Source organism: Agrobacterium sp. (assembly GCF_059499945.1).
Genome location: NZ_JCABZP010000001.1, coordinates 85,445 through 105,716 on the forward strand (window position 1 = coordinate 85,445; position 20,272 = coordinate 105,716).

15 protein-coding genes are annotated in these 20,272 nt (G+C 58.2%); 4 read left to right on the top strand and 11 right to left on the bottom strand.

Going from position 1 to position 20,272, the window contains the following annotated elements; genetic code table 11:
• The first annotated feature begins 2 nt into the window (after nt 1-2).
• Entirely contained in the window at nt 3-251 is a 249-nt protein-coding gene (locus tag AC5I5B_RS00410; protein WP_080570356.1) for a YXWGXW repeat-containing protein, read from the top strand.
• Between the two features lie 101 nt (nt 252-352).
• Here AC5I5B_RS00410 and AC5I5B_RS00415 read toward each other — a convergent pair whose 3' ends face one another.
• From AC5I5B_RS00415 to AC5I5B_RS00455, 9 genes are all read right to left on the bottom strand, one after another.
• Nucleotides 353-598, bottom strand: a complete 246-nt coding sequence (locus tag AC5I5B_RS00415; protein WP_162724196.1) for a DUF378 domain-containing protein — start codon at nt 596-598, stop codon at nt 353-355.
• A 10-nt stretch (nt 599-608) separates the two neighbouring features.
• Complete coding sequence (locus tag AC5I5B_RS00420; protein ID WP_112958780.1) at nt 609-1,646, bottom strand: AI-2E family transporter; 1,038 nt, start codon at nt 1,644-1,646, stop codon at nt 609-611.
• 105 nt (nt 1,647-1,751) lie between these two features.
• A complete protein-coding gene (locus AC5I5B_RS00425) occupies nt 1,752-3,188 on the bottom strand; it encodes a metal-dependent hydrolase family protein (RefSeq protein WP_112958779.1) in 1,437 nt (478 codons plus the stop codon).
• A 107-nt stretch (nt 3,189-3,295) separates the two neighbouring features.
• Nucleotides 3,296-4,540, bottom strand: a complete 1,245-nt coding sequence (locus AC5I5B_RS00430) for an arginine deiminase (protein WP_112958778.1) — start codon at nt 4,538-4,540, stop codon at nt 3,296-3,298.
• Between the two features lie 17 nt (nt 4,541-4,557).
• The gene (locus AC5I5B_RS00435) at nt 4,558-5,988 is read right to left on the bottom strand and encodes a basic amino acid/polyamine antiporter (protein ID WP_099086982.1); all 1,431 of its coding nucleotides are present in this window, start codon (nt 5,986-5,988) and stop codon (nt 4,558-4,560) included.
• An 81-nt stretch (nt 5,989-6,069) separates the two neighbouring features.
• Complete coding sequence (locus AC5I5B_RS00440) at nt 6,070-7,500, bottom strand: basic amino acid/polyamine antiporter (protein WP_495752192.1); 1,431 nt, start codon at nt 7,498-7,500, stop codon at nt 6,070-6,072.
• A 3-nt stretch (nt 7,501-7,503) separates the two neighbouring features.
• Complete coding sequence (locus AC5I5B_RS00445) at nt 7,504-10,656, bottom strand: efflux RND transporter permease subunit (RefSeq protein WP_112958776.1); 3,153 nt, start codon at nt 10,654-10,656, stop codon at nt 7,504-7,506.
• Complete coding sequence (locus AC5I5B_RS00450) at nt 10,653-11,795, bottom strand: efflux RND transporter periplasmic adaptor subunit (protein WP_060723470.1); 1,143 nt, start codon at nt 11,793-11,795, stop codon at nt 10,653-10,655. Before AC5I5B_RS00450 ends, AC5I5B_RS00445 begins: the two co-directional genes overlap by 4 nt.
• Nucleotides 11,796-11,992: 197 nt before the next feature.
• Nucleotides 11,993-12,514: a YqhA family protein gene (locus AC5I5B_RS00455; RefSeq protein WP_003508248.1), complete on the bottom strand. Its 522-nt coding sequence runs from the start codon at nt 12,512-12,514 to the stop codon at nt 11,993-11,995.
• Between the two features lie 224 nt (nt 12,515-12,738).
• Between AC5I5B_RS00455 and AC5I5B_RS00460 the strand changes: the two genes are divergently transcribed.
• Nucleotides 12,739-13,440: an MgtC/SapB family protein gene (locus AC5I5B_RS00460; protein WP_236760043.1), complete on the top strand. Its 702-nt coding sequence runs from the start codon at nt 12,739-12,741 to the stop codon at nt 13,438-13,440.
• A 322-nt stretch (nt 13,441-13,762) separates the two neighbouring features.
• Nucleotides 13,763-15,316, top strand: coding sequence for an FAD-dependent monooxygenase (locus AC5I5B_RS00465; protein WP_112958775.1), 1,554 nt, complete (start codon nt 13,763-13,765; stop codon nt 15,314-15,316).
• 15 nt (nt 15,317-15,331) lie between these two features.
• Here the strand turns inward: AC5I5B_RS00465 and AC5I5B_RS00470 are convergent, their stop codons facing one another.
• Nucleotides 15,332-16,150 (bottom strand): helix-turn-helix transcriptional regulator, encoded by an 819-nt coding sequence (locus AC5I5B_RS00470; protein WP_112488830.1) that lies wholly within the window; start codon nt 16,148-16,150, stop codon nt 15,332-15,334.
• 107 nt (nt 16,151-16,257) lie between these two features.
• Here AC5I5B_RS00470 and AC5I5B_RS00475 point away from each other — a divergent pair, with 107 nt between their 5' ends.
• Entirely contained in the window at nt 16,258-17,142 is an 885-nt protein-coding gene (locus AC5I5B_RS00475) for an SDR family oxidoreductase (RefSeq protein ID WP_111794088.1), read from the top strand.
• A 43-nt stretch (nt 17,143-17,185) separates the two neighbouring features.
• Here AC5I5B_RS00475 and AC5I5B_RS00480 read toward each other — a convergent pair whose 3' ends face one another.
• Nucleotides 17,186-20,266: a multidrug efflux RND transporter permease subunit gene (locus tag AC5I5B_RS00480; RefSeq protein ID WP_174055154.1), complete on the bottom strand. Its 3,081-nt coding sequence runs from the start codon at nt 20,264-20,266 to the stop codon at nt 17,186-17,188.
• Nucleotides 20,267-20,272: the final 6 nt, after the last annotated feature.

Sequence of the window (20,272 nt, forward strand, 5' to 3'; positions counted from 1 at the left end):
AAATGGAAAGACATCGCAGATTGTTTCTTCAGCTCATTGGAGCCTTGATACTGGTACCAGGGGCAGCATCCTCGGAAACGGTGGGGCCCCGTGCTCCCGTGGGCAGACGCCCGCCGCCGCCGCCGAAACGGAAAGAACACACTCCTCCTCCACGAAAGGGCTATCGATGGATTGAGGGACGATGGGTATGGAATATCCGGCGAAGCCGATATGTCTGGGTGGCCGGGCGGTTTCAACGCCATCGGTCATAGGACGAGATCAGGCTATAGCCGCGAAGGATCAGGTCGTCCTGCGCTTTCACAACGACATTCTGCTCCGCCAAAAATGGTGCCCCCGGAGCAGATTGCATCATCTATGGCCGATGGACATTGCTACGCTTTATCTTGGCTTCAGCGTCGCGACGAGCCACCGCACCGAAGAGGGGAAGGAGTTGCCAGAGAGCGGAAACCCCGATCAACGCATAGATGATACGCGCAAGGATGGCGCCCGGGCCTCCCAACAAAAGCCCTATGGGATCGAACTGGAACAGGCCGATGAGAAGCCAGTCAAGCCCGCCGATGACGATAAGAAGCAATGTAATCGTGTTGAGTATACGCATCTCGCCGCTCCTACCCATCTGAATTTGCAGTTTCGCTGTCTGAAAGGACGGTGGCGAGCCACGTCGTGGAGGCGACCATCGAACAGAAGACGATGAATGTGATCAATATCGGAACCCCTATGAAGGCTCCGGCCAGCCCCCACATGAAACTCCAGAAGAACACCGAAAAGATGACCGCAAAAGGCGATATGGCCAGCGATGCACCCGCCAGCCTCGGTTCGAGGTAACTGCCGATAACGAACTGTATGAGGTTGAGGCTCACAAAGATAAGCAGTGCTGGCTGCCAGGTATCAAACTGGGCAATGGCGAAGAGGGTCGGCAGGGTCGTCGCCACCAATGGCCCCAGAAACGGAATGTAGTTGAAGGCAAATGCGATGACGCCCCAGGCCGCAGCCAGTTCCAATCCCGCCCCGATGGACAGGAGCCATACGAGCAATCCCGTGAGAATGCTGGCGAAGGTACGCACAAGCATGAAACGGCGAAATTTCATTGCAATGATGCGGCTCGCTGCAAGGATGATCTGGCCGTGAGGCTGCGTAGCCGGCAGCCCCAAGCGAACGGCGAAATCCTCGACCTCCAGAAGCCCCAGCATGACGAAGATCAGCACCAGCAGCGTAAACCCGCCGAAGCTGTTCAGGCGCCCCGCCGTGCTCTGCAGAACCGACAGCAGTCTGGTGACATCGAACCAGTCCCCGATCGGCCCGGCTATCGCTATGCCATGCTGTTCCAGCCAATCCACGACAGCCGAATAAGTGGCTTGCAGGCGGTCGGCATTCATGAACAGCCACTGGCCCAGCCTGCCCAATCCCCAGGCGAGCGAGGAACCGATCGCGACGATGAAGCCGATCGTGATGATCAACGTGATCAGCAGCGCCAGAAGACGCGGAAGCCTTGTCTGCAAGGCAAGCTGGCAAGGCCACACGATGGCGATGATGAAGAGAGCGAAAAATAGGGGCGCAAAAACCGCTTGCGCTGCGAACAGGAGAGCTAAAACGAGAATGCCGGAAACGAGCATGCCTGTCATCGGTTTGCGAGGTGCTTCCGGCATTTTCCGCTCCTGACAGCTACCAAATCGGGTATGCTCGCTTGTCTCGTGGCCCAAAGCGCTAAAGCTGGCCTTCGGCGGCCGCCATAGAACCCGGATGGATTGATTTCAAAGAATGTTTTTATGGATGCGGCCATCCTTCATGATGACGGAAAGGTATTTCTGAGGATTTTCCATGAGGCTGATGTCATCGAGCGGATTCCCGTCAACGACGATAAGATCTGCCAGTGCATCGATTTCGATCACACCGAGCTTGCCGGGATAGGGATTGCGGAAACTGGAAAGTGCCAGCAATTCCGCATTGCCTGATGTCGCCATCTGCAGGATTTCTGCACTTGTGTACCAGTGACGCAGATGCGTGAGCATGAAATTCTGACGCGGACCGAGTTGTGGCGAAAACAGAACATCCGACCCCCAGGCCGTCTTGATCCCGTATTTCCGGGCAAACTCATAGATTCTGGGCGTGCCGGCGAATAGTTGCTGGATACGCTCCAGACCCGGTCCACTCTGCGATGCCGCGTCCTCCATCGTCAGGAAGGGCTGCATGCTGAGCCATGCTCCCTTGTCGGCGATCATTCCCGCCGTTTCCTCATCGATCAGATGGGCGTGCTCGATACAGGCGACACCCGCTGCCAGCGCCCGTTGCACCGCGCGAGGCGTATAGGCGTGGGTCGTAACATAGGTGTTCCAGTCCCGCGCCACCTCGACGGCTGCCCTCAGCTCTTCCTCGCTGAATGTCGTCATGTCGAGCGGACTTCGCGGAGACGACACACCCCCGCTTCCGACGATCTTGATCTGCGATGCTCCCTGGAGCAATTGCTCCCGAACACGCAATCTCATCTCGCCTATGTCGTCGACAATTGCCGATGCCCCCATCAGCTCGCTTGAGCTTAGCCGCCCTCCATCCCTTGGGATTTCCGTCGACAAACGTAAATCGCCGTGACCACCTGACGTCGTTATCATCGCCCCGCACGGGAATATGCGTGGCCCGGGTATCATCCCTGCGTCCACGGCCTGCTTGAATGAAAATACAGGTCCTCCAAGATCGCGCACCGTTGTGAAGCCGCGCATGAGCGTCCGCTCGGCTTCGGCAGTCGAGGCCGCAAAAATGATACCGGGGTCTCCAGCCAAGAGGATATTAAGGGGAACCGCCGCAAAAATCGTATGCCAGTGAGCATCGATCAAACCCGGCAGCAGAACACCATTGCGGCAATTTATGACAGTCGCGTCTGCAGGTACCGGATTGTTGGCCGGGTCAACAGCGATGATTTTCCCGTTTTCTACAAGAACCTGCACACCCGTTTGCACCGTGCCTGATTTACCGTCGAAAAGACGCACCTCGCGGAATACGGTTTTTGACTGGGCTTCCTGGGCAGTGGAGGACTTCGGCATCCCGGTCGAAAGCGCGGCAGCTGCGAGACCCGCCAGGAATCCCCGTCTCGACAGGGATTCCAGCCGACGCGAGACGGTCTGCAGCGAAGGATTGAAGCAGCCGCAGCCAGCACTGTGGACCAGATGGCTATATTTCCGTCCGAAACTTTGCATGAGGCGTCGTCTCCTCAACAGGGGCTGCCTGGATGACGGCATCCCATTACGGCAAGACAGGAAGCGCGCGTGTCAGGTGCGCGCTCCCAGCGGTTTCGTGAAATGCTTCAATAGTCAACGGCATCGCGGACAATCGGGCACGTCATGCAATGGCCGCCGCCGCGACCGCGCCCAAGCTCGGCGCCCGTGATCGTAATGACCTCGATGCCCTCCTTGCGAAGCAGGGTATTGGTGTAGGTGTTTCGGTCATAGGCATAGACGACGCCAGGTGAAGCACATACGAGGTTCGCGCCGCTGTCCCATTGGGTTCGCTCGCGCATATAGTCGTTGCCGCCGGTCTCCACGACGCGCATCTTTTTCAGGCCGAGGGAATCCCTGACAGTCTCAACAAAGCTGCCCTTGTCCTTGTGCAGCTCGACCCCTCCATTGCCGTCCGGGCGGAAAGAAAAGGCCTCGATACCGTTGACGATATCCGGATAGAGCAGGACGCAGTCGCGGTCGGCGAAGGTGAAGACCGTATCGAGATGCATGGCTGCGCGCAGCTTGGGCATGGCGGCGACAATCACACGTTCCGCCGCTCCCTTCTCGAACAAGGCGGCCGCGACCTGGCTGATGGCCTGGCGGGACGTTCGTTCGCTCATGCCGATCAGGACATTGCCTTTGCCGATCGGCATCACGTCACCGCCTTCCAGCGTGGCAAGGCCCCAGTCCTTGGTCGGATCGCCCCACCAGACATTGACCTTGCCCGCAAAGTCCGGATGAAACTTGTAGATAGCCGTGGTGAGGATCGTCTCCTCATGACGCGCCGGCCAATAAAGCGAGTTGAGGGTAACGCCGCCATAGATCCAGCATGTCGTGTCCCGTGTGTAGAGGGTATTCGGCAGAGGTGGCAGGAGATATTCGTTGACCCCCGCAGCATCGCGTATCAGAGCGAGCTGCTCTCCCCCGACACTGTCCGGAAACTCAAAGGTCGACAATCCGCCGATCAGCGTTTCGGCGAGTTCCCGATCTCCCAGTCCTTCGAGATAGGACCTGACCTCATTGAGAAGACCCAGCCCGATCTGGTTGGGCACGACCTGTTGATCGAGAATCCAGGTTCTGGCTTCCGGTATGGCCACGGTTTGCGCCAGGAGATTGTGCATCTCCAAGACCTCGATTCCGCGATCCCGCATTTTCGTCATGAAGTCGAAATGATCACGCTTGGCGTTTTCCACCCACAGGACATCGTCAAAGAGAAGCGCGTCACAATTGGTTGGTGTCAGCCGCTGGTGCGCTCGCCCGGGTGCGCAGACCATGACCTTGCGCAGTTGCCCAACTTCGGAATGAACGCCAAAAGGTGTCGTTTGTGTCATGACCTTCGCCTCTCAGTTTAGGGTGTGATGATACCTGTAAGCAATCCGTAGGCCCCAACCAGGCCTCCGATAATCGTCACTGCGAACACGATGAGTTCGGCCGGTGTGAACAATGTGAGTTTCTGTTCGCGTCGCGCCCAGAAGTAGAGAATGGTGCCCGGCACGAACAGCACTGCGACAAGCAGGACATATTTCAAACCGGCGGCGGCAAACATGAAGAGCGTGTAGACGACCGCAACCCAGGCGAAGAATTGATCGCGCCCCCGTTGTTCCGGTGTGGTCTCATAACCCTCACCCCGACGAGCCACCAGCACGCCGTAACCAGCAACGAGAAGATAGGGCAAGAGCGCCGTCACGCTTGTCATGTCCAGCATGAAGTTGAATGCATCTCGCGACCAGTAGGTCGAAATGACGAAAAGCGAGACAACGATATTGGTCAGCCAAAGCGCATTTGCGGGCACCCTGTTGCCATTCTGCTCTGCAAACATTTTCGGCATGTCCTGCGACTTGGCTGCGGCAAAAAGCACTTCCGCGCAAATGAGAGACCACGCCAGATATGCGCCGAGAACAGAAATCAGGACGCCGATGGATATGAACACAGCACCCCAATGCCCAACGACCGCTTCGAGAACGCTGGCTATGGATGGCTGTTGAACCGCTGCAATGGCCGATTGGGGCAAGACCGCATAGGGCAGCAACGTTACGGCGACCATGAGGCCTGTCACACCGACGAAGCCGAGGATCGTGGCAGAGCCGACGTCAGATCGCTTCTGGGCGAAGCGGGAGTAAACGCTTGCCCCTTCGATGCCGAGGAACACGAAAACGGTAATGAGCATCGTATCCCGCACTTGTGAGACAAGCGACTTCACGGGCATGTCGGCGCCACCGAAAAAGTTCTCGGAAAACTGTGTGTAGTTAAAGAATATGATCAACGCCACAATGAAGACCAGGATCGGAACGATCTTGGCAATGGTGACGATCGTATTGACAAAAGCCGCCTGCTCCACGCCGCGCAAAATCATGAAATGAAACGCCCATATGCCGACAAGCGATACGATGATTGCCGTCGCGCTGCTTCCATCTCCGAAGATTGACGGAAAAAAGCGACCGAGAGTCGAGCCGATCAAAACCCAGTAAAAAACGTTGCCAAGGCAACTGCCGAGCCAATAACCGAAGGCGGAAAGGAAACCCATGTAGTTTCCAAAACCTTCCTTGGCGTAGGCGAAAACACCTGAATCTATGTCCGGCTTCTTCTCCGCGAGCGCCTGAAAGACGCGCGCGAGCATATACATGCCCGTCCCCGCGATAACCCAGGCGATGATCGCGCCAAAGGGTCCCGTGGCAGATCCGAAGCGGCCCGGAAGGTTGAAAATACCCGCCCCCACCATGGAGCCGACAACCATTGCCGTCAGTGAGAATAACGTGAGTTTCTGTTGCGACGTTGCCATAAACATACCTCTCCCATTAAAGTATAAATTCAGCACCAAGCTCGCAAAAGCGAGCAAACACCTCTTCGACAATCGCAAAAACTAAATAACCAGATAACCGTTCATAATACTGAAAATGACAATACAAAATCCGGCGCCCAGAATTGTAAAGACAATCCACTCCAGACGGTTAAATATATTCATACTTTGCTCAGTTCTAGCCATGAAGAAAAGCAAAGTACCTGGAGCATATATCAAGGTTGTAAGAAGGAGATACTTCACTCCGGCCGCATAGATAAGTCCGGCGGTGTAGATCAGCGCGAGGAACGACTGTATCGTTTCAGTCCGATTGAGCTCGCCTTTGATCAGCGCGCCATTGCGCTGCAAGTTCGTTTTCACGCCGAATGCCGCGACAAGCAGATACGGCACAAGGATCATGGAGCTTGTCATCGCGACGGCGAGCATGAACGCATAGTTCGAAAACATCGATACGATCAAAAACAACTGGACTATGATGTTCGTCAGCCAGAGCGCATTGGCCGGAACGCCAGACCTGTTTTCCCTGGCCAGAAACTTTGGCATGGTCTTGTTTGTCGCGGCGGAATAGAGGATTTCCGCCGCCAGAAGCACCCAGGCGATATAAGCGCCGGCGACAGATATGACCAGGCCGATACTGACGAAGACCGCTCCCCACGGTCCCGTAGCCGCTGCCAGCACCCCTGCCATTGACGGGTTGCGCAACTGTGCAAGCTCTTCCTTGGGCATGATCCCATAGGAGAGCAGTGTGACGGCCAGCATCAGAGCAAGAACAAACAGAAAGCCGGCAACCGTGGCGGTTCCAACATCGGCGCGCTTTCGAGCGTATCTCGAATAAACGCTCGCACCCTCTATCCCGACAAATACGAAAACGGTGACCAGCATCGTATTTCTGACCTGGCTCGCAAGTGGCCCCAATCCGGCCTCGCTGGCGCCCCAGAAATTCTCACGAAAAGTCTCCCACTCAAACGCCATCAGGACCAGCAGGAGAAACGCGAAGATCGGCAGAAGCTTGGCAATTGTCACAACGGTATTGAGCGCTGCCGCCTGCCGGATACCTCTCAGGATCAGACTGTGAAACACCCACAGCAATACGGACGATGTCGCAACCGCAATCAACGTGTTGCCATCACCAAAGGCTGGAAAAAACAGACCAAGCGTCGATTTTACCAGAATGAAATAAGTCACGTTTCCGAGAAGAGCCGCTGCCCAGTAACCAAGCGCCGAGAGAAAGCCGAGATAATCTCCAAAGCCTTCCTTCGCATACATGAAGATGCCCGCATCCAGGTCCGGGCGCCGCTGCGCCAGGGCTTGGAAAACGAACGCCACCATGAGCATGCCAATTCCGGCGATGGTCCAGGCGATAATCGCACCAAGCGGTCCGGTCGCCTTTCCGAATGCCTGCGGCAGCGAAAATATCCCGGCGCCGACCATTGAGCCGACGACCATGCCCGTCAACGTTGCCAGCGACAGCTTTGCGTCATCTTTTCCGGACATGGTTCATTCCCCCTCGCCTGCCATCGGTTGCCGGAGTTGCGCGTGCCTGCCAAACCAGGACGACTTGATCCTTTCCCGCGTGGTCTGAACAAGGACGTATAGAAGTGGAATGATCAGAATGCCGACCAAAGTGCCGACCAGCAGGCCGCCGAAGATCGAGACGCCGATCGCCTGTCGGCTTGCCGCTCCGGCCCCCGTCGCAAAAACCAGTGGAAGCACGCCGAGAACGGACGCCATCGCCGTCATGAAGACGGGCCGGAAACGCTGGAATGTGGCCAACCGTGCAGCCTCGGTAATCTCGAGGCCCGCCTCCCGCCGGTCCTTGGCAAATTCGACAATCAGAATTGCATTCTTGGCCGCAAGTCCTATCAGGAGAACCAGTCCGATCTGTGCGTAGACATTCAGATCCAGACCCGCAATCAGGAGGCTGCACAGCGCGCCGGCCGCAGCAGCAACTACGGAAAATATGACGGCTAACGGCACCGACCAGCTCTCATACTGGGCGACGAGGAACAGGTAGGTGAAGACAACGCCCATGATGAGCAGCACGGCGGTTTGCGCGCCAGCCTGCCGTTCCTGCAACGCCAGCCCGGTCCATTCGAAACCAAATCCCGCAGGAAGCGCCTCAGCGGCGACATTCTCCATCGCGACAAGCGCTTCTCCCGTGCTCACGCCAGGACCCGGCTGGCCGTTGATCGCGGCAGCGGGAAAAAGATTGTAACGGTTGATCGAGCTTGGGCCGTATATCGTGGAAACAGACGCCACGGCCTGTATCGGCACGAGCGCACCGTTTGAAGACCGCACTCTGAGACGCTGGATGTCCTCGACACGAGAGCGGAATTGACCGTCGTTTTGCAACCGCACCTGAAAGACGCGGGAGGAAAGATTGAAATCATCGATATAGGCAGAACCAAGCTGCGCCTGCGCGGCGCTGAAAATGGCCGCCGGCGATACGCCATATAGTTCCGCCCGGTTTCGGTCGATATCCATGAATAATTGCGGCGAATCCGCCGAGAATGTGCTGAACACCCCAGCAAGATCGGGGCTCTGATTTGCTTTGCCTATGAGGCCGCGCATAACCTGACCAAGCTCGTCCGGCTGCTGCCCATCGCGCGCCTGCAGCCGGAAATCGAAACCGCCCGTGGTGCCCAGTCCAGGTATCGCGGGTGGATTGAAAGCAACGACGGAGGCGTTGGAAAATACGGTAAAATCGCCTCTGAGTTTCCGCAGGATAGCATCGGCGCTTTCGTCCGGGCCACGCTCGCTCCACGGCTTCAAGGCAGCAATCACCATCCCGGCGTTCGACCCGCCTCCTCCAATGAGGCTCATGCCTGAAATGCCGATGACGTTTTCAACGCCGGGCGTGTTGCGCAGAATTGTCTGGACCTGCGCCACGGCCTGTTCCGTCCGCCCGATCGCTGCGGCATTCGGGAGCTGGACATTTGTGAAAAGATAGCCCTGATCCTCCGAAGGGATGAAACCCGTCGGCAGCACGCGCACCAGTGCATAGGTCCCGGCGAAAATCCCAAGGATGACCAGGATCGACACGGCAAAACGCGTCGACAGCGCAAGGAACATCCGGATGTAGAAATCCCTGATCCAGCCCAATGAAGAATTGAACCTTTCAAAGACCTTCGCCCGTTTCGCCGGCGGCGGCTTCAGCAGCATGGCACACAGCGCCGGGCTGAGAGTGAGGGCATTGATCGTCGAAAAGCTGATCGTCACCAATATCGTGACTGCAAACTGCCGATAGAGCTGTCCGGTTATTCCCGGCAGAAAGGATACGGGAACAAACAATGCCGCAAGCACAAGCGTTGTTGCGATGATCGGGCCCGTAACCTGTTCCATTGTCCTGAGCGTCGCGTCGGTAATCGACAGCCCTTCTTCCTGCATGACGCGCTGCGCATTTTCCGCCACGATGATCGCGTCATCCACGACAAGGCTGATCGCCAGAACCATTGCGAACAATGTGATCGTGTTTGCAGAGTAGCCAATGAAATAAAGAACGGTAAAAGCGCCGATCAACGAAACCGGAATCGTGAGCGTCGGGAGGATTGTGGCCCGCCAATCCTGCAGGAAGACATAGACAACCGCGACCACCAGAACGAATGTTATGGCAAGGGTTATGATGATTTCCTGAATCGTCGCATTGAGAAAGCTCGTTGTGTCGAAGACAACGGTATAAGCGATGTCTTCAGGGAACTGCTGCTGCAAGCGCTCCAGTTCGGCTCTTGCGGCCTGAGATACCGACAAGGCATTTGCATCGGCCGATTGATAAAGAACAATCGTCGCGCTCGGCCTTCCGTTGAAAGTCGACACGGTGTCATAGGACTGAGCGCCAAGCTCGACCCTCGCCACGTCACGCAATCTCACGATCGCCCCGTCGCTGTTGGTGCGGACAACGATGTTGCCGAATTCCGAGGGATCGCTCAGCCTGCCCTTTGCAAGTATGGTGAGCTGTAATTGTTGTCCGTCCGAGATCGGCGGCGAGCCAATCTGGCCAGCGGACGCCTGGGCGTTCTGGGCCTGGATTGCGGCACCAAGATCAGCCGCGGTGACACCCAGCGCCTCCATGCGATCGGGGTTCATCCAGATGCGCATGCTGTAGGCGGGACCAAAGACGCCGGCATCGCCAACACCCGAAATGCGGGCCAACGCATCTCTGATGTTGATCGAGGCGTAATTGCTGACAAAGAGCGCATCCTTCGTGCCCTTCGGCGAATAAACCGCGACCCCCATCAACATGCTTGACGATCGGCTTCTGACCGTAACGCCCGTCTGCGAAACCACTGCCGGCAAACGCGGCGTGGCCGTCGCCACCCTGTTTTGCACGTTGATCTGCGCAATTTCGGGATCCGTCCCGACGGCAAATGTAACGGTGAGCGAATAGGTGCCGTTGTTGGTGCTGGATGAAGACATGTAGAGCATGCCTTCAACACCATTCACCTGCTCCTCGATCAGAGCCCCCACGCTTTCCGCCATGACATTGGCGTTGGCGCCGGGATAACTCGCAGAAACCTGTATTTCGGGAGGTGTGATCGGCGGAAATTGCGTGACCGGGATCTGCGTCATCGCAAGGGCGCCGGCAATCACCATGACGATCGCGATAACCATCGCAAAGCGGGGAAGCCGGATGAAGCTTCCGGGGCCTATCATGGTTTCGTTCCCGCGCCGCCGGTATCCCCGGGCATCACTTTGAGCGGCATACCCTCGGCAACACTCTGGAGGTTTCCCGTAATAAGCCGCTCGCCACCGGCGAGACCTTCCTCCACGATCCAGTTGCCGGATATTTCGTTATCAGCCTTGATGCGGCGCAATTCTGCACGATCGCCTGCACCGGCGACGAGCACATATTTCCCCTCTTGATCCTGCTGTACGACCTCCTGCGGAACCACCGGTTTCATCACGGGCGCTCCCTCAGTCACGACAACAGTCACGAACTGGTTGGGCACGAGCAAAGCATCCGGGTTGGCAAACAACGCCCGTACGGCCAGCGTCCCGGTCTGCATATCAACCTGATTGTCGAGGAACTCGATCTCGCCCGTCTGAATGTAAATCTGGCCATTGGACAAACGCAGGCTGGTCTTGAAGTGCCTCGCAAGCTCTTCCTTGGAAACTCCGCCGGCGGCGGCGCGCAGGTCGAGGATAGAGCGATCACTTATCGAAAAAACCACCCGAATTGGATCCATCTGGACCACGCGAGCAAGCACAGTCGTGGCGTTGGCCACAAAGCCGCCAACGGAAACGTGCGAGACACCTATCCTCCCCTGGATCGGCGAGGAAATTTTTGTGTAGCTGAGGTTCAGCCTGGCTTGGCTGACCTTCACATCGGCAGAACGAAGACTGGCGGCTGCGGAATCGCGTGCGGCCTGACTTTGCTCGAGAACCGCCTGGGAAACGCTGCCTCTGGCGAGTGAAAGGTTCCGGCTGAGGCTTTGTTCGGCGTTCACGAGGCTGGATTGCGCGGCGTCACGCGTAGCCTGCGCATCGTCCAGCGCCAGCTGATAGCCGTCCTGCTCGATTACATACAAGGGCTGGCCAATAGTGACCATCTGCCCTTCCTGAAACGTTCGTTGCTGGATAAATCCCGGCACCCTCGCGAGGATGTCCACCGAATTCGCCGCCTCTACCCGGCCAACGAATTCGTATTTCGGAGAGACATTCATCAATAGTACTGGAACAACCTCTACGCTCTGAAGTGGCTGCGCGTTGAGATCGAAAGAAACCGCCGAGAATAACAGGGCTGCACACAGCCATCTCAATCTTGGGATAGTGATGAAGTTACATTGGCGCATTCAACTCACACTCCATCTTTAGCTGACAGGAAACTGCCGACTATCGATCTTGGCTACAGAGTTATTGCGGTAAGCCGCAGATGCACGTTTAAAACTAAAGAATGCAGGTACTTAGAACTGCATCCACTCACAATTTCATCTACCGGATACTAGCTGTAACGCAAAAAAAATATGACACAACTACAAGAAGTAGTGAGTTAGTCGTCTCCCGCAGAAGAACGGTTGACGTCGCTGGTCTCCGCAACATGGCGCGACGAACCGTGTGTCGTCGCGATGATCTTCATGGCAGCCGCGAGGAGAAGGATGGAAACCGGTAACACCAATGCATTCCAATCGGGCATCTCCTCCAATTCCGCGACCAGCGTCACGAAATGCACGACGAGATAGAGAATGATCATCTGAAAGAAGAGATTCTTGAGTTCGGCGACGCCTTCTATCAGCATCCAGGGAGGGAGTTGCGCTCTCCAGTTTGCGGTTGAACTGACAACGAAACCGACCGTAATTGCACAGCCGAAAATCACAAGAACAACAGCGAAGAGCAATTTGTCGACGCCCTGCAACACCGCTGCGACAATTACCTGATCGGGGTTCGTCCGAACCTGGACGAAGGCTTTGCCGATGGCCGACAAACCTTCCCAGAACATAAGCGACGAGGCTGCAATCACGCCGACAGACGCAAGGGCCATGACGTATCGAAGGCTTAGCAGAAGTGTCAACATGCCCCATCTCCCCGCAAGTGCGCCGGACTTCCAACTTCCTGCATGCTTTTGCAGACACTGTGCCTCAACTATGATCGGCACTGCAAGAATGCTGCAGCACCCAATATAATTCATGAAATCTTGGGGTCGACTTCATCAGTTTCATAAGTGTTTCTATGCTGGACGCATTCGGAAAATCTGGAGTTTAGACTTGTAGCGCGTGTAAAAATCGGCGGGTGGCGCACTTGATCAATGACCTCATCCCTTGGCTCCATGACACGTTATCCATTTCGGTTCGCTTGATTGCGGCCGTCGTATTCGGAACGATAATCGGCCTCGAGCGACAATGGCGACAAGGCATGACCGGGCTGACGACGCATGCGCTTGTCGCCTTTGGCGCCGCAGCCTATTGCGCGCTGCCTGCAATACTCAACGTCAACGAAGACATCAGAATGGGTGGCCAGGTCGTCACGGGAATAGGTTTTCTTGGCGCCGGCTTGATCATGCGCGACGGCCATAACATCCGTGGGCTCAGCACGTCAGCAACTGTCTGGGCGACCGGAGCGATCGGCGTTTTGGCCGGCTACGGAGAACTGTTCGAAGCGGCCGAAGCCACGCTCCTGATCTTGCTGATCAACATAACGTCTCCCAAATTGGTCCGGCTGGTTGCAAGGGTCGTTCCGCATGGTCCAATCACCGCACAACAACATACGATCGAGGTTCGCACGGCCGCCGAAAACGAAGCCGAGGTCCGGGCGTGCCTGATGGCGCAGATCGGAGATCACCAGCTATCGGTCAAATCGCTTGCACGGCGCAGTAACTCGCTTGATCAGACGATTACCATCGAGATCGTTATTTCAGGCGAAGTGATCGATACCGAAGTCGTCAGCGCGCTTGTTCAATCACTCAGTCTTTCCCCAACAGTCCTCTATTGCGCTTACAGATAATGCATTCAATCCGCATGTGGAGAGAACCTACCGCAACTGCGGCGTCGGTTGGATGCCTTCAAACCGTTGGCATGGCCCTCACTGGCCTCGAAAACGGCATCCGTTGCATACCGCCAGTCATTGCGCTATTTTGGCCCCGTCGGAAAAGGCAGACTTGGTTTGGTAAGCCCAAGTCCTTCTGGTAACGGAAGCTCTGGTCTTTGGCCTCTGGTCGGAGATCCCCGCGACGAACGAAGGATGCATTGTGCATCCATCTGTTCGTCCGTGTGGGTCTCGGGTTGGAGAAACGCTCCGGTCGAACATCGACTGAAGGAGTCCGACCGTGCATATACCCTCTATTTGTTTTCATGACGTCCTGATCGTCGGCGCTGGCCCGGTCGGCCTGTTTCTCGCCTGCGAGTTAAGGCAGGCCGGTTGCTCGGTGCTGGTTCTCGAAGCATCGCCATATCCGGATTCACCCCTGAAACGGCCTCCCTTCGGCCTGCGCGGCCTGACGGTGCCGACGATCGAAAGCCTTGATCGACGCGGTCTGCTCGAGGCGATCAAAGAGCGGGAGGCAGGCCGTGACACACCTGGGACGGCGCACTGGATGAAAGGGCAGCGGCGGCCCGCCGGGCATTTCGCGGGCATCCAGTTTTTTCACGACCAGATCGACGCGCAACGCTGGCCTTATCGCCTTGCCGGTTCGGCTAGCAACCTTGCCACCGATATGGCGGGTATAGAGACCGTTCTGGCGGCGCGGGCCGAAGCTCTGGGCGTCGAGATACGGCGTGGGTTTGCCGTGGAAGGCTTCAAGCAATCCGAGGAGGATATCGCCGTTCAGGCGGGCGGCGCGGTGTTTCGGGGCCGCTGGCTTGTCGGCGCCGATGGCGCTCGCAGCATAGTGCGTAAGGTGGCAGGGATCGCTTTTGCCGGCACTGAACCCGAATTCACCGGCTATTCCGCGCAGGTCGAACTGGCCGATGCCGGGGCGCTGAAGCCCGGCCGCCACTATACCACTGCTGGCATGTACATGTTCACGCCAACAGGTACGATCGCCATGGCCGATTTCGACGGTGGCGCCTTTCATCGTTCCGCACCGATCACGCGTGAACATGTCGAAGCGGTGCTGCGCAGGGTCTCGGGCACGGATGTTTCGGTAACAAGGCTTGATCTGGCCACCACATGGACCGACCGCGCCTTCATGGCGGTGGAATATCGCCGGAAACGCGTGCTGCTGGCGGGCGATGCCGCCCACATTCACTCGCCACTGGGCGGCCAGGGGCTCAATCTCGGCCTTGGTGACGCGATGAACCTTGGCTGGAAACTCGCTGCGGTCATCCGCGGCGACGCATCGCCGGACCTGCTCGACAGCTATGCCAGCGAGCGCCAACCCATAGCCTCGCAGGTTCTGGACTGGTCGCGTGCGCAGGTGGCGCTGATGCGGCCCAGCCGAAGCTCGCGGGCGCTGGAAGGCATCATCCGCGATCTCGCCGCCACGCGCGATGGCGCAACCTATTTCGCCGAGCGCGTCTGGGGCATCGGTATCCGCTACGATCTTGGCTCTCCCCAAGCCCTTGTCGGCCGCAGCGCGCCGGATTTCGCGCTCCTTGACGGCACAAGACTGAATGAGCACCTGCGGAGCTGCCATGCGGTGCTACTCGATTTCGATGCGCGCCCAATGCTCGGCAATGTCGCGGAACGCTGGTCTGATCGGCTAGACTACGTTGCGGTGGATGCCGAAGATCGAATGGGACTGAGTGCCTTGCTGGTACGCCCCGATGGCATTGTCGCATGGGCCTGTGACGCCACCCCCGACGAGGCGGAACTTGAAGAGAGTATCGTTCGCTGGCTGGGCGTCTCGGTTCTGGAACTGGAGCGCCCCGATTGTGGATAGGACGGCGTGATGGGATCAAGCGGATTTTGAGATCAGCGAGCGAAACCGTTCGGTCATTTCGGGATTGGCGGGATTATAGACCATCATGTTGAGATCCGAGCGTCCCTCCACCGCAAAGCTTGAAAACTCCAGTTCGATCGTTCCGAGAACCGGGTGGTGGAGGCGCTTGAGGCCCTCATGCATGCTTGTGACCTCATTGTCATCCCACATGGCCTTGAATTCGGGGCTGGCGGCAGAGAGCTCATCGACCAGTTGCTGGATGCCGGCCCCCGCGCCGGCGCGCGCAGCATCCGCCCGGAACGCGCCGACGACATAGCGGGCGACATTGCGCCAGTCCTCCTGGGCGGTGCGCACCCGTTCATCGGAGAAGATCAGACGCAGAATGTTGCGGTTCTCCCTCCCCAGTTTGCTGTAATCCGTCAGGATGAGGGCGGCGGCCCGGTTCCATGCCAGAACATCCCATGTCGCCGTCCTGATGATGGCGGGGCTGAAGGGCATGGCGTCTAGCACGCCCTGTAGCCGGGGCGTTATGGTCTCGGGTTGACGGTAACGCTGCTCGGGCGGATGTCCGAAGGCCAGTATATGCAGGTGATCGCGCTCGGGATCGGTCAGCATCAATCCCTTGGCGATGCGATCCAGCACATCCGCCGAGGGCGAACCGCCACGACCCTGTTCCAGCCAGGTATACCAGGTCGGACTTATGTTGGCGCGCTGGGCAACCTCTTCCCGGCGCAGGCCCGGTGTGCGGCGGCGGCCGATGGGAAAACCGAAGGTTCCGGGATCAAGCCGCAGGCGACGATCGCGCAGGAAGGTGCTGAGTGCATTGTCCGTCATTGCATTTCCCCGCCGCAGCCTGTTGAGAATTATACCATGATAAGGTCACTACTTTAACAGGACAATTCTTCATGAGATCACCTCTCCCGTCAACGCGGGAGATTTATATGCGTGTTTTTCTGACAGGTGCCACCGGGTTCATCGGCTCCCGGATTCTTCGCGAACTGCTGGCGAGTGGCCATGAGGTGATCGGTCTCACCCGCTCGGAGGCCGGCGCAAGAGCGCTGCAGGCCGCAGGCGCTTCCGCCCATATCGCCACGCTGGAAGATGCAGCAGGGCTTGCCGCGGGTGCGGAAACTGCCGATGCCGTCATCCATACGGCTTTCGATCATGATTTTGCGAATTTTGCCGCCAATTGCGAAAAGGATCGCCGGGTGATCGCGGCGCTGGGCTCTGTATTGGCTGGCTCCGAACGGCCGATGCTCATCACCTCAGGGGTTGGCATGGGTGATCCCGGCAATGGCGAACCTGCACGGGAGAATGTGTTCGACACGCATCATTTCAACCCGCGCATCGCCTCCGAACTGGCGGGCCAGGAGCTATTGCAGGCGGGCGTCAATCTCGGCGTCATCAGGCTTCCGCAGGTGCATGACACGGTGAAGCAGGGTCTCATCTCGCCCTATATCGAGATGTCGCGCGACAAAGGCGTCGTCGCTTATGTCGAAGACGGTGGCAATCGCTGGTCCGCCGGTCATGTGGACGATGTGGCAAAGCTATACGTGATGGCGCTCGTTCGGGGTGAACGGGGTGCTCGATATAATGCCGTGGCGGAAGAAGGCGTTGTCGTGCGCGATATTGCCGGGATCGTTGCCGAGGGGCTGGGGCTGCCACTCGTTTCCATAGGCAAAGATGAGGCCGCCGGCCATTTCGGCTGGTTTGCCCTGTTCGCTTCGATGGATCTCAGGGCCTCCAGCGCCCTGACACGGAAGAAGCTCGGCTGGGAGCCGAAAGGGCCGAACCTGCTCGATGATCTCAGAGCCATGGACTACTAATCTGGAGGCAGGCGTCCGCTGAGGCGGACGCCTGCCTCCAGCATCAGTTGCGGCGCAGACGGGCCACGACGACGTAAAAGACGGGAACGAAGAGCACCGCCAGCACGGTCGCCGAAATCATGCCGCCGAAAAGGCCGGTGCCGATGGCGTTCTGCGTCTCCGAACTCGCGCCCTTGGCGATGACAAGCGGCACGATGCCGAGCGTGAAGGCGAGCGATGTCATCACGATCGGCCGCAGACGCAGGCGTGATGCCGCAATGACGGCATCAGTAAGCGTCTGCCCCTCCTGCTGGCGTTTTCGGGCAAATTCCACGATCAGCACGGCATTTTTTGCCGAAAGCCCGATGAGCGTGATCAGGCCGACCTTGAAGAACACGTCGTTCTCCAGCCCGCGCAGATGCACCGCAATGACAGCGCCGATAATGCCGAGCGGCACGACGAGCATGACGGAAAGCGGCACCGTCCAGCTTTCGTAAAGTGCTGCAAGAACAAGGAAAACGATGAGGAACGAAAACGCCATCAGCATGGGCGCCTGCGCACCGGACTGGCGTTCCTGCAACGATTGACCGGTCCACTCAACCGCAAAGCCCTTGGGCAATTTGGCTGCGAGCCGTTCCATTTCTTCCATCGCCTTACCGCTGGATACGCCCAATGCGGCGGAGCCGGAAATGCTGGTCGAGGGATAGCCGTTATAGCGGGTGAACTGCAGCGGCATTGTCGACCATTGCGGCGTGACGATTTCCGAAAGGCGAACCATCTTGCCGGCATCGTTGCGGACGTGGAGGTTGAGCACGTCATCCACCTGCATGCGGCTTGCGGCCCTGGCCTGCACGATCACCTGCTGCAGGCGTCCATCGCGCGGGAAATCATTGACATAGGTCGAACCAATGGCCCCGCCGAGCGTATCGGCGATGGTCGAGTAGGACACGCCGAGCGCGCTCGCTTTCTGCCGGTCCACGTTCACGGTGACGCTCGGGCCGCTGGGAAGACCATCGATGCGGACATCGGTCACGAGCTTGCTCTCCGCCGCAAGCCGGGTCAGTTGGGCCGCAGCCTCGCCGAGCGCATTCGCCCCGTGGTTGGCGCGGTCCTGCAGCCGCAACGCAAAGCCCGATGTCGTGCCGAGCTCATCGATTGCGGGCGGCTTGAGGCTGAATATCTGCCCCTCGTCGGCGGCCGCCATCGCGCTCGTCGCAGCGCCGACTTCGTCGTCCACGCCTGTCTTGCGCTCGCCCCATTCCTTGAGCGTGGTGAAGGACATCGCCGTGTTCGGGCCTGAGCCCGAGAAACCAAAACCCATCACCGTCAGATTATTGGCGATGTCAGGCCGGGTCTTGACGTGATTTTCGAAGAGGTCGACGACGACGCGGGTGCGCTCGGCCGTGGCCTCCGCCGGCAGGGTGAAGGATGTCATGAAGGAACCCTGGTCCTCATCCGGCACAAAGGCCGTCGAGAGCGTGCCATATCCATAGGCAACCGCGCCGATGATAGCGAGGTAAACCACCATGGTACGCCCGATCTTGCGCACAAGGATGGCGACCCAGCCGGCATAACGCGCGGTCAGGCGCTCAAAGGCGCGGTTGAACCAGCCGAAGAAACCTTTCTTCTGATGGTGATCGTGACCGACCGGCTTCAGCAGGGTCGCGCACAGAGCGGGCGTGAGGCTGAGGGCCAGAAATGCCGAGAACAGGATCGATACGGCCATAGAGACGGTAAATTGCCGGTAGATCGCTCCAACCGAACCGGAGGCCATGCCCATCGGCAGGAAGACGGCGGTCAGGACCAGCGTGATGCCGATGACCGCGCCGGATATTTCCGTCATCGCCTTGCGCGTCGCTTCAAGCGGCGACAGGCCCTCCTGAGCCATCAGGCGCTCGACATTTTCAACGACCACGATGGCGTCATCGACAATGATGCCGATTGCCAGAACCATGCCGAACATGGTCAGGGCATTGATCGAATAGCCGATCGCCAGCATGACCGCGAATGTGCCGAGAAGCGCGATCGGCGCAACGATGGCGGGAATAAGCGTGTAACGCAGGTTCTGGAGAAACAGCAGCATGATCAGGAAAACCAGGACCATGGCCTCGGCGAGCGTCTGGACTACCTTCTCTATCGAAACCTTCACGAAGGGTGCCGTATCATAGGAGATGGCGAACTCCATTTCCTCCGGCATGGTCGTGGAAAGCTCCGCCAGACGCTCCCTCACACCGGTCGAGGTGCTCACCGCATTGGCGCCGGGCGTCATCTGAATGGCAGCGGCCGTCGCAGGTTTGCCGCCATCGAGGATGGAGAAGCTCGATGTCTGTGATCCGACTTCGATTGTCGCTACGTCTCCCAGTGTCAGCCTGGAGCCGTCTGGGTTAGAACGCAGAATGATCTGCGCGAATTCATCGGGCGTCTGCAATTGACCGCTTACGCTGAGCGGCACGCTGACCTTCTGGCCCGGCACGGTTGGCGTTTCACCCAGACGGCCGGGGGCGACCTGAATATTCTGCGACTGTATGGCCTGTGTCGCCTCGGCCATCGAGATGGAATGGGCCACAAGGCGGACGGGATCGAGCCAGATACGCATCGCCGCTTCGGACCCGAAGGATTGCACGCGACCGACACCGCCGACACGTTTCAGTTCCGGCGCAATGTTGCGGACGAGATAATCATCGAGAGCGAGAGCGTCGAGCGAGCCGTCCCTCGATTTCAGCGAAACGATCATCAGAAATCCTGACGATGCCGATTCCACCGTCAGTCCGGCGCGGCGGACCTGTTCCGGCAGGCGCGGTTCCACGGCCTTCAGCCGGTTTTGAACATCCACCTGCGCAAGCTCGGGATTGGTGCCCGGCTTGAAGGTGACGGTAATGGTGGCCGAACCCGAGGAGTCGGCGGATGAATCGAAATAGAGGATGTTTTTCGCGCTCGAAAGTTCGCGTTCGATCAGGCTCGTCACGCTGTCATTGATCGTCTGCGGCGTGGCGCCGGTATAGGTGGCGTAGATCGAAACGCTGGGCGGAGCGATGACGGGAAACCGTGAGACGGGCAGTTGCGGGATGGACATCACCCCCGCGATCACGATCAGAATGGCGATGACCCAGGCGAAAACAGGCCTGTTGATGAAAAACTGCGGCATGATCTG

Excerpts from the sequence above, each read along its gene's own strand:
- AC5I5B_RS00410 (WP_080570356.1), top strand. The coding sequence starts at position 3 with ATGGAAAGACATCGCAGATTGTTTCTTCAGCTCATTGGAGCCTTGATA.
- AC5I5B_RS00415 (WP_162724196.1), bottom strand. The coding sequence starts at position 598 with ATGCGTATACTCAACACGATTACATTGCTTCTTATCGTCATCGGCGGG.
- AC5I5B_RS00420 (WP_112958780.1), bottom strand. The coding sequence starts at position 1,646 with ATGCCGGAAGCACCTCGCAAACCGATGACAGGCATGCTCGTTTCCGGC.
- AC5I5B_RS00425 (WP_112958779.1), bottom strand. The coding sequence starts at position 3,188 with ATGCAAAGTTTCGGACGGAAATATAGCCATCTGGTCCACAGTGCTGGC.
- AC5I5B_RS00430 (WP_112958778.1), bottom strand. The coding sequence starts at position 4,540 with ATGACACAAACGACACCTTTTGGCGTTCATTCCGAAGTTGGGCAACTG.
- AC5I5B_RS00435 (WP_099086982.1), bottom strand. The coding sequence starts at position 5,988 with ATGGCAACGTCGCAACAGAAACTCACGTTATTCTCACTGACGGCAATG.
- AC5I5B_RS00440 (WP_495752192.1), bottom strand. The coding sequence starts at position 7,500 with ATGTCCGGAAAAGATGACGCAAAGCTGTCGCTGGCAACGTTGACGGGC.
- AC5I5B_RS00445 (WP_112958776.1), bottom strand. The coding sequence starts at position 10,656 with ATGATAGGCCCCGGAAGCTTCATCCGGCTTCCCCGCTTTGCGATGGTT.
- AC5I5B_RS00450 (WP_060723470.1), bottom strand. The coding sequence starts at position 11,795 with ATGCGCCAATGTAACTTCATCACTATCCCAAGATTGAGATGGCTGTGT.
- AC5I5B_RS00455 (WP_003508248.1), bottom strand. The coding sequence starts at position 12,514 with ATGTTGACACTTCTGCTAAGCCTTCGATACGTCATGGCCCTTGCGTCT.
- AC5I5B_RS00470 (WP_112488830.1), bottom strand. The coding sequence starts at position 16,150 with ATGACGGACAATGCACTCAGCACCTTCCTGCGCGATCGTCGCCTGCGG.
- AC5I5B_RS00475 (WP_111794088.1), top strand. The coding sequence starts at position 16,258 with ATGCGTGTTTTTCTGACAGGTGCCACCGGGTTCATCGGCTCCCGGATT.
- AC5I5B_RS00480 (WP_174055154.1), bottom strand. The coding sequence starts at position 20,266 with ATGCCGCAGTTTTTCATCAACAGGCCTGTTTTCGCCTGGGTCATCGCC.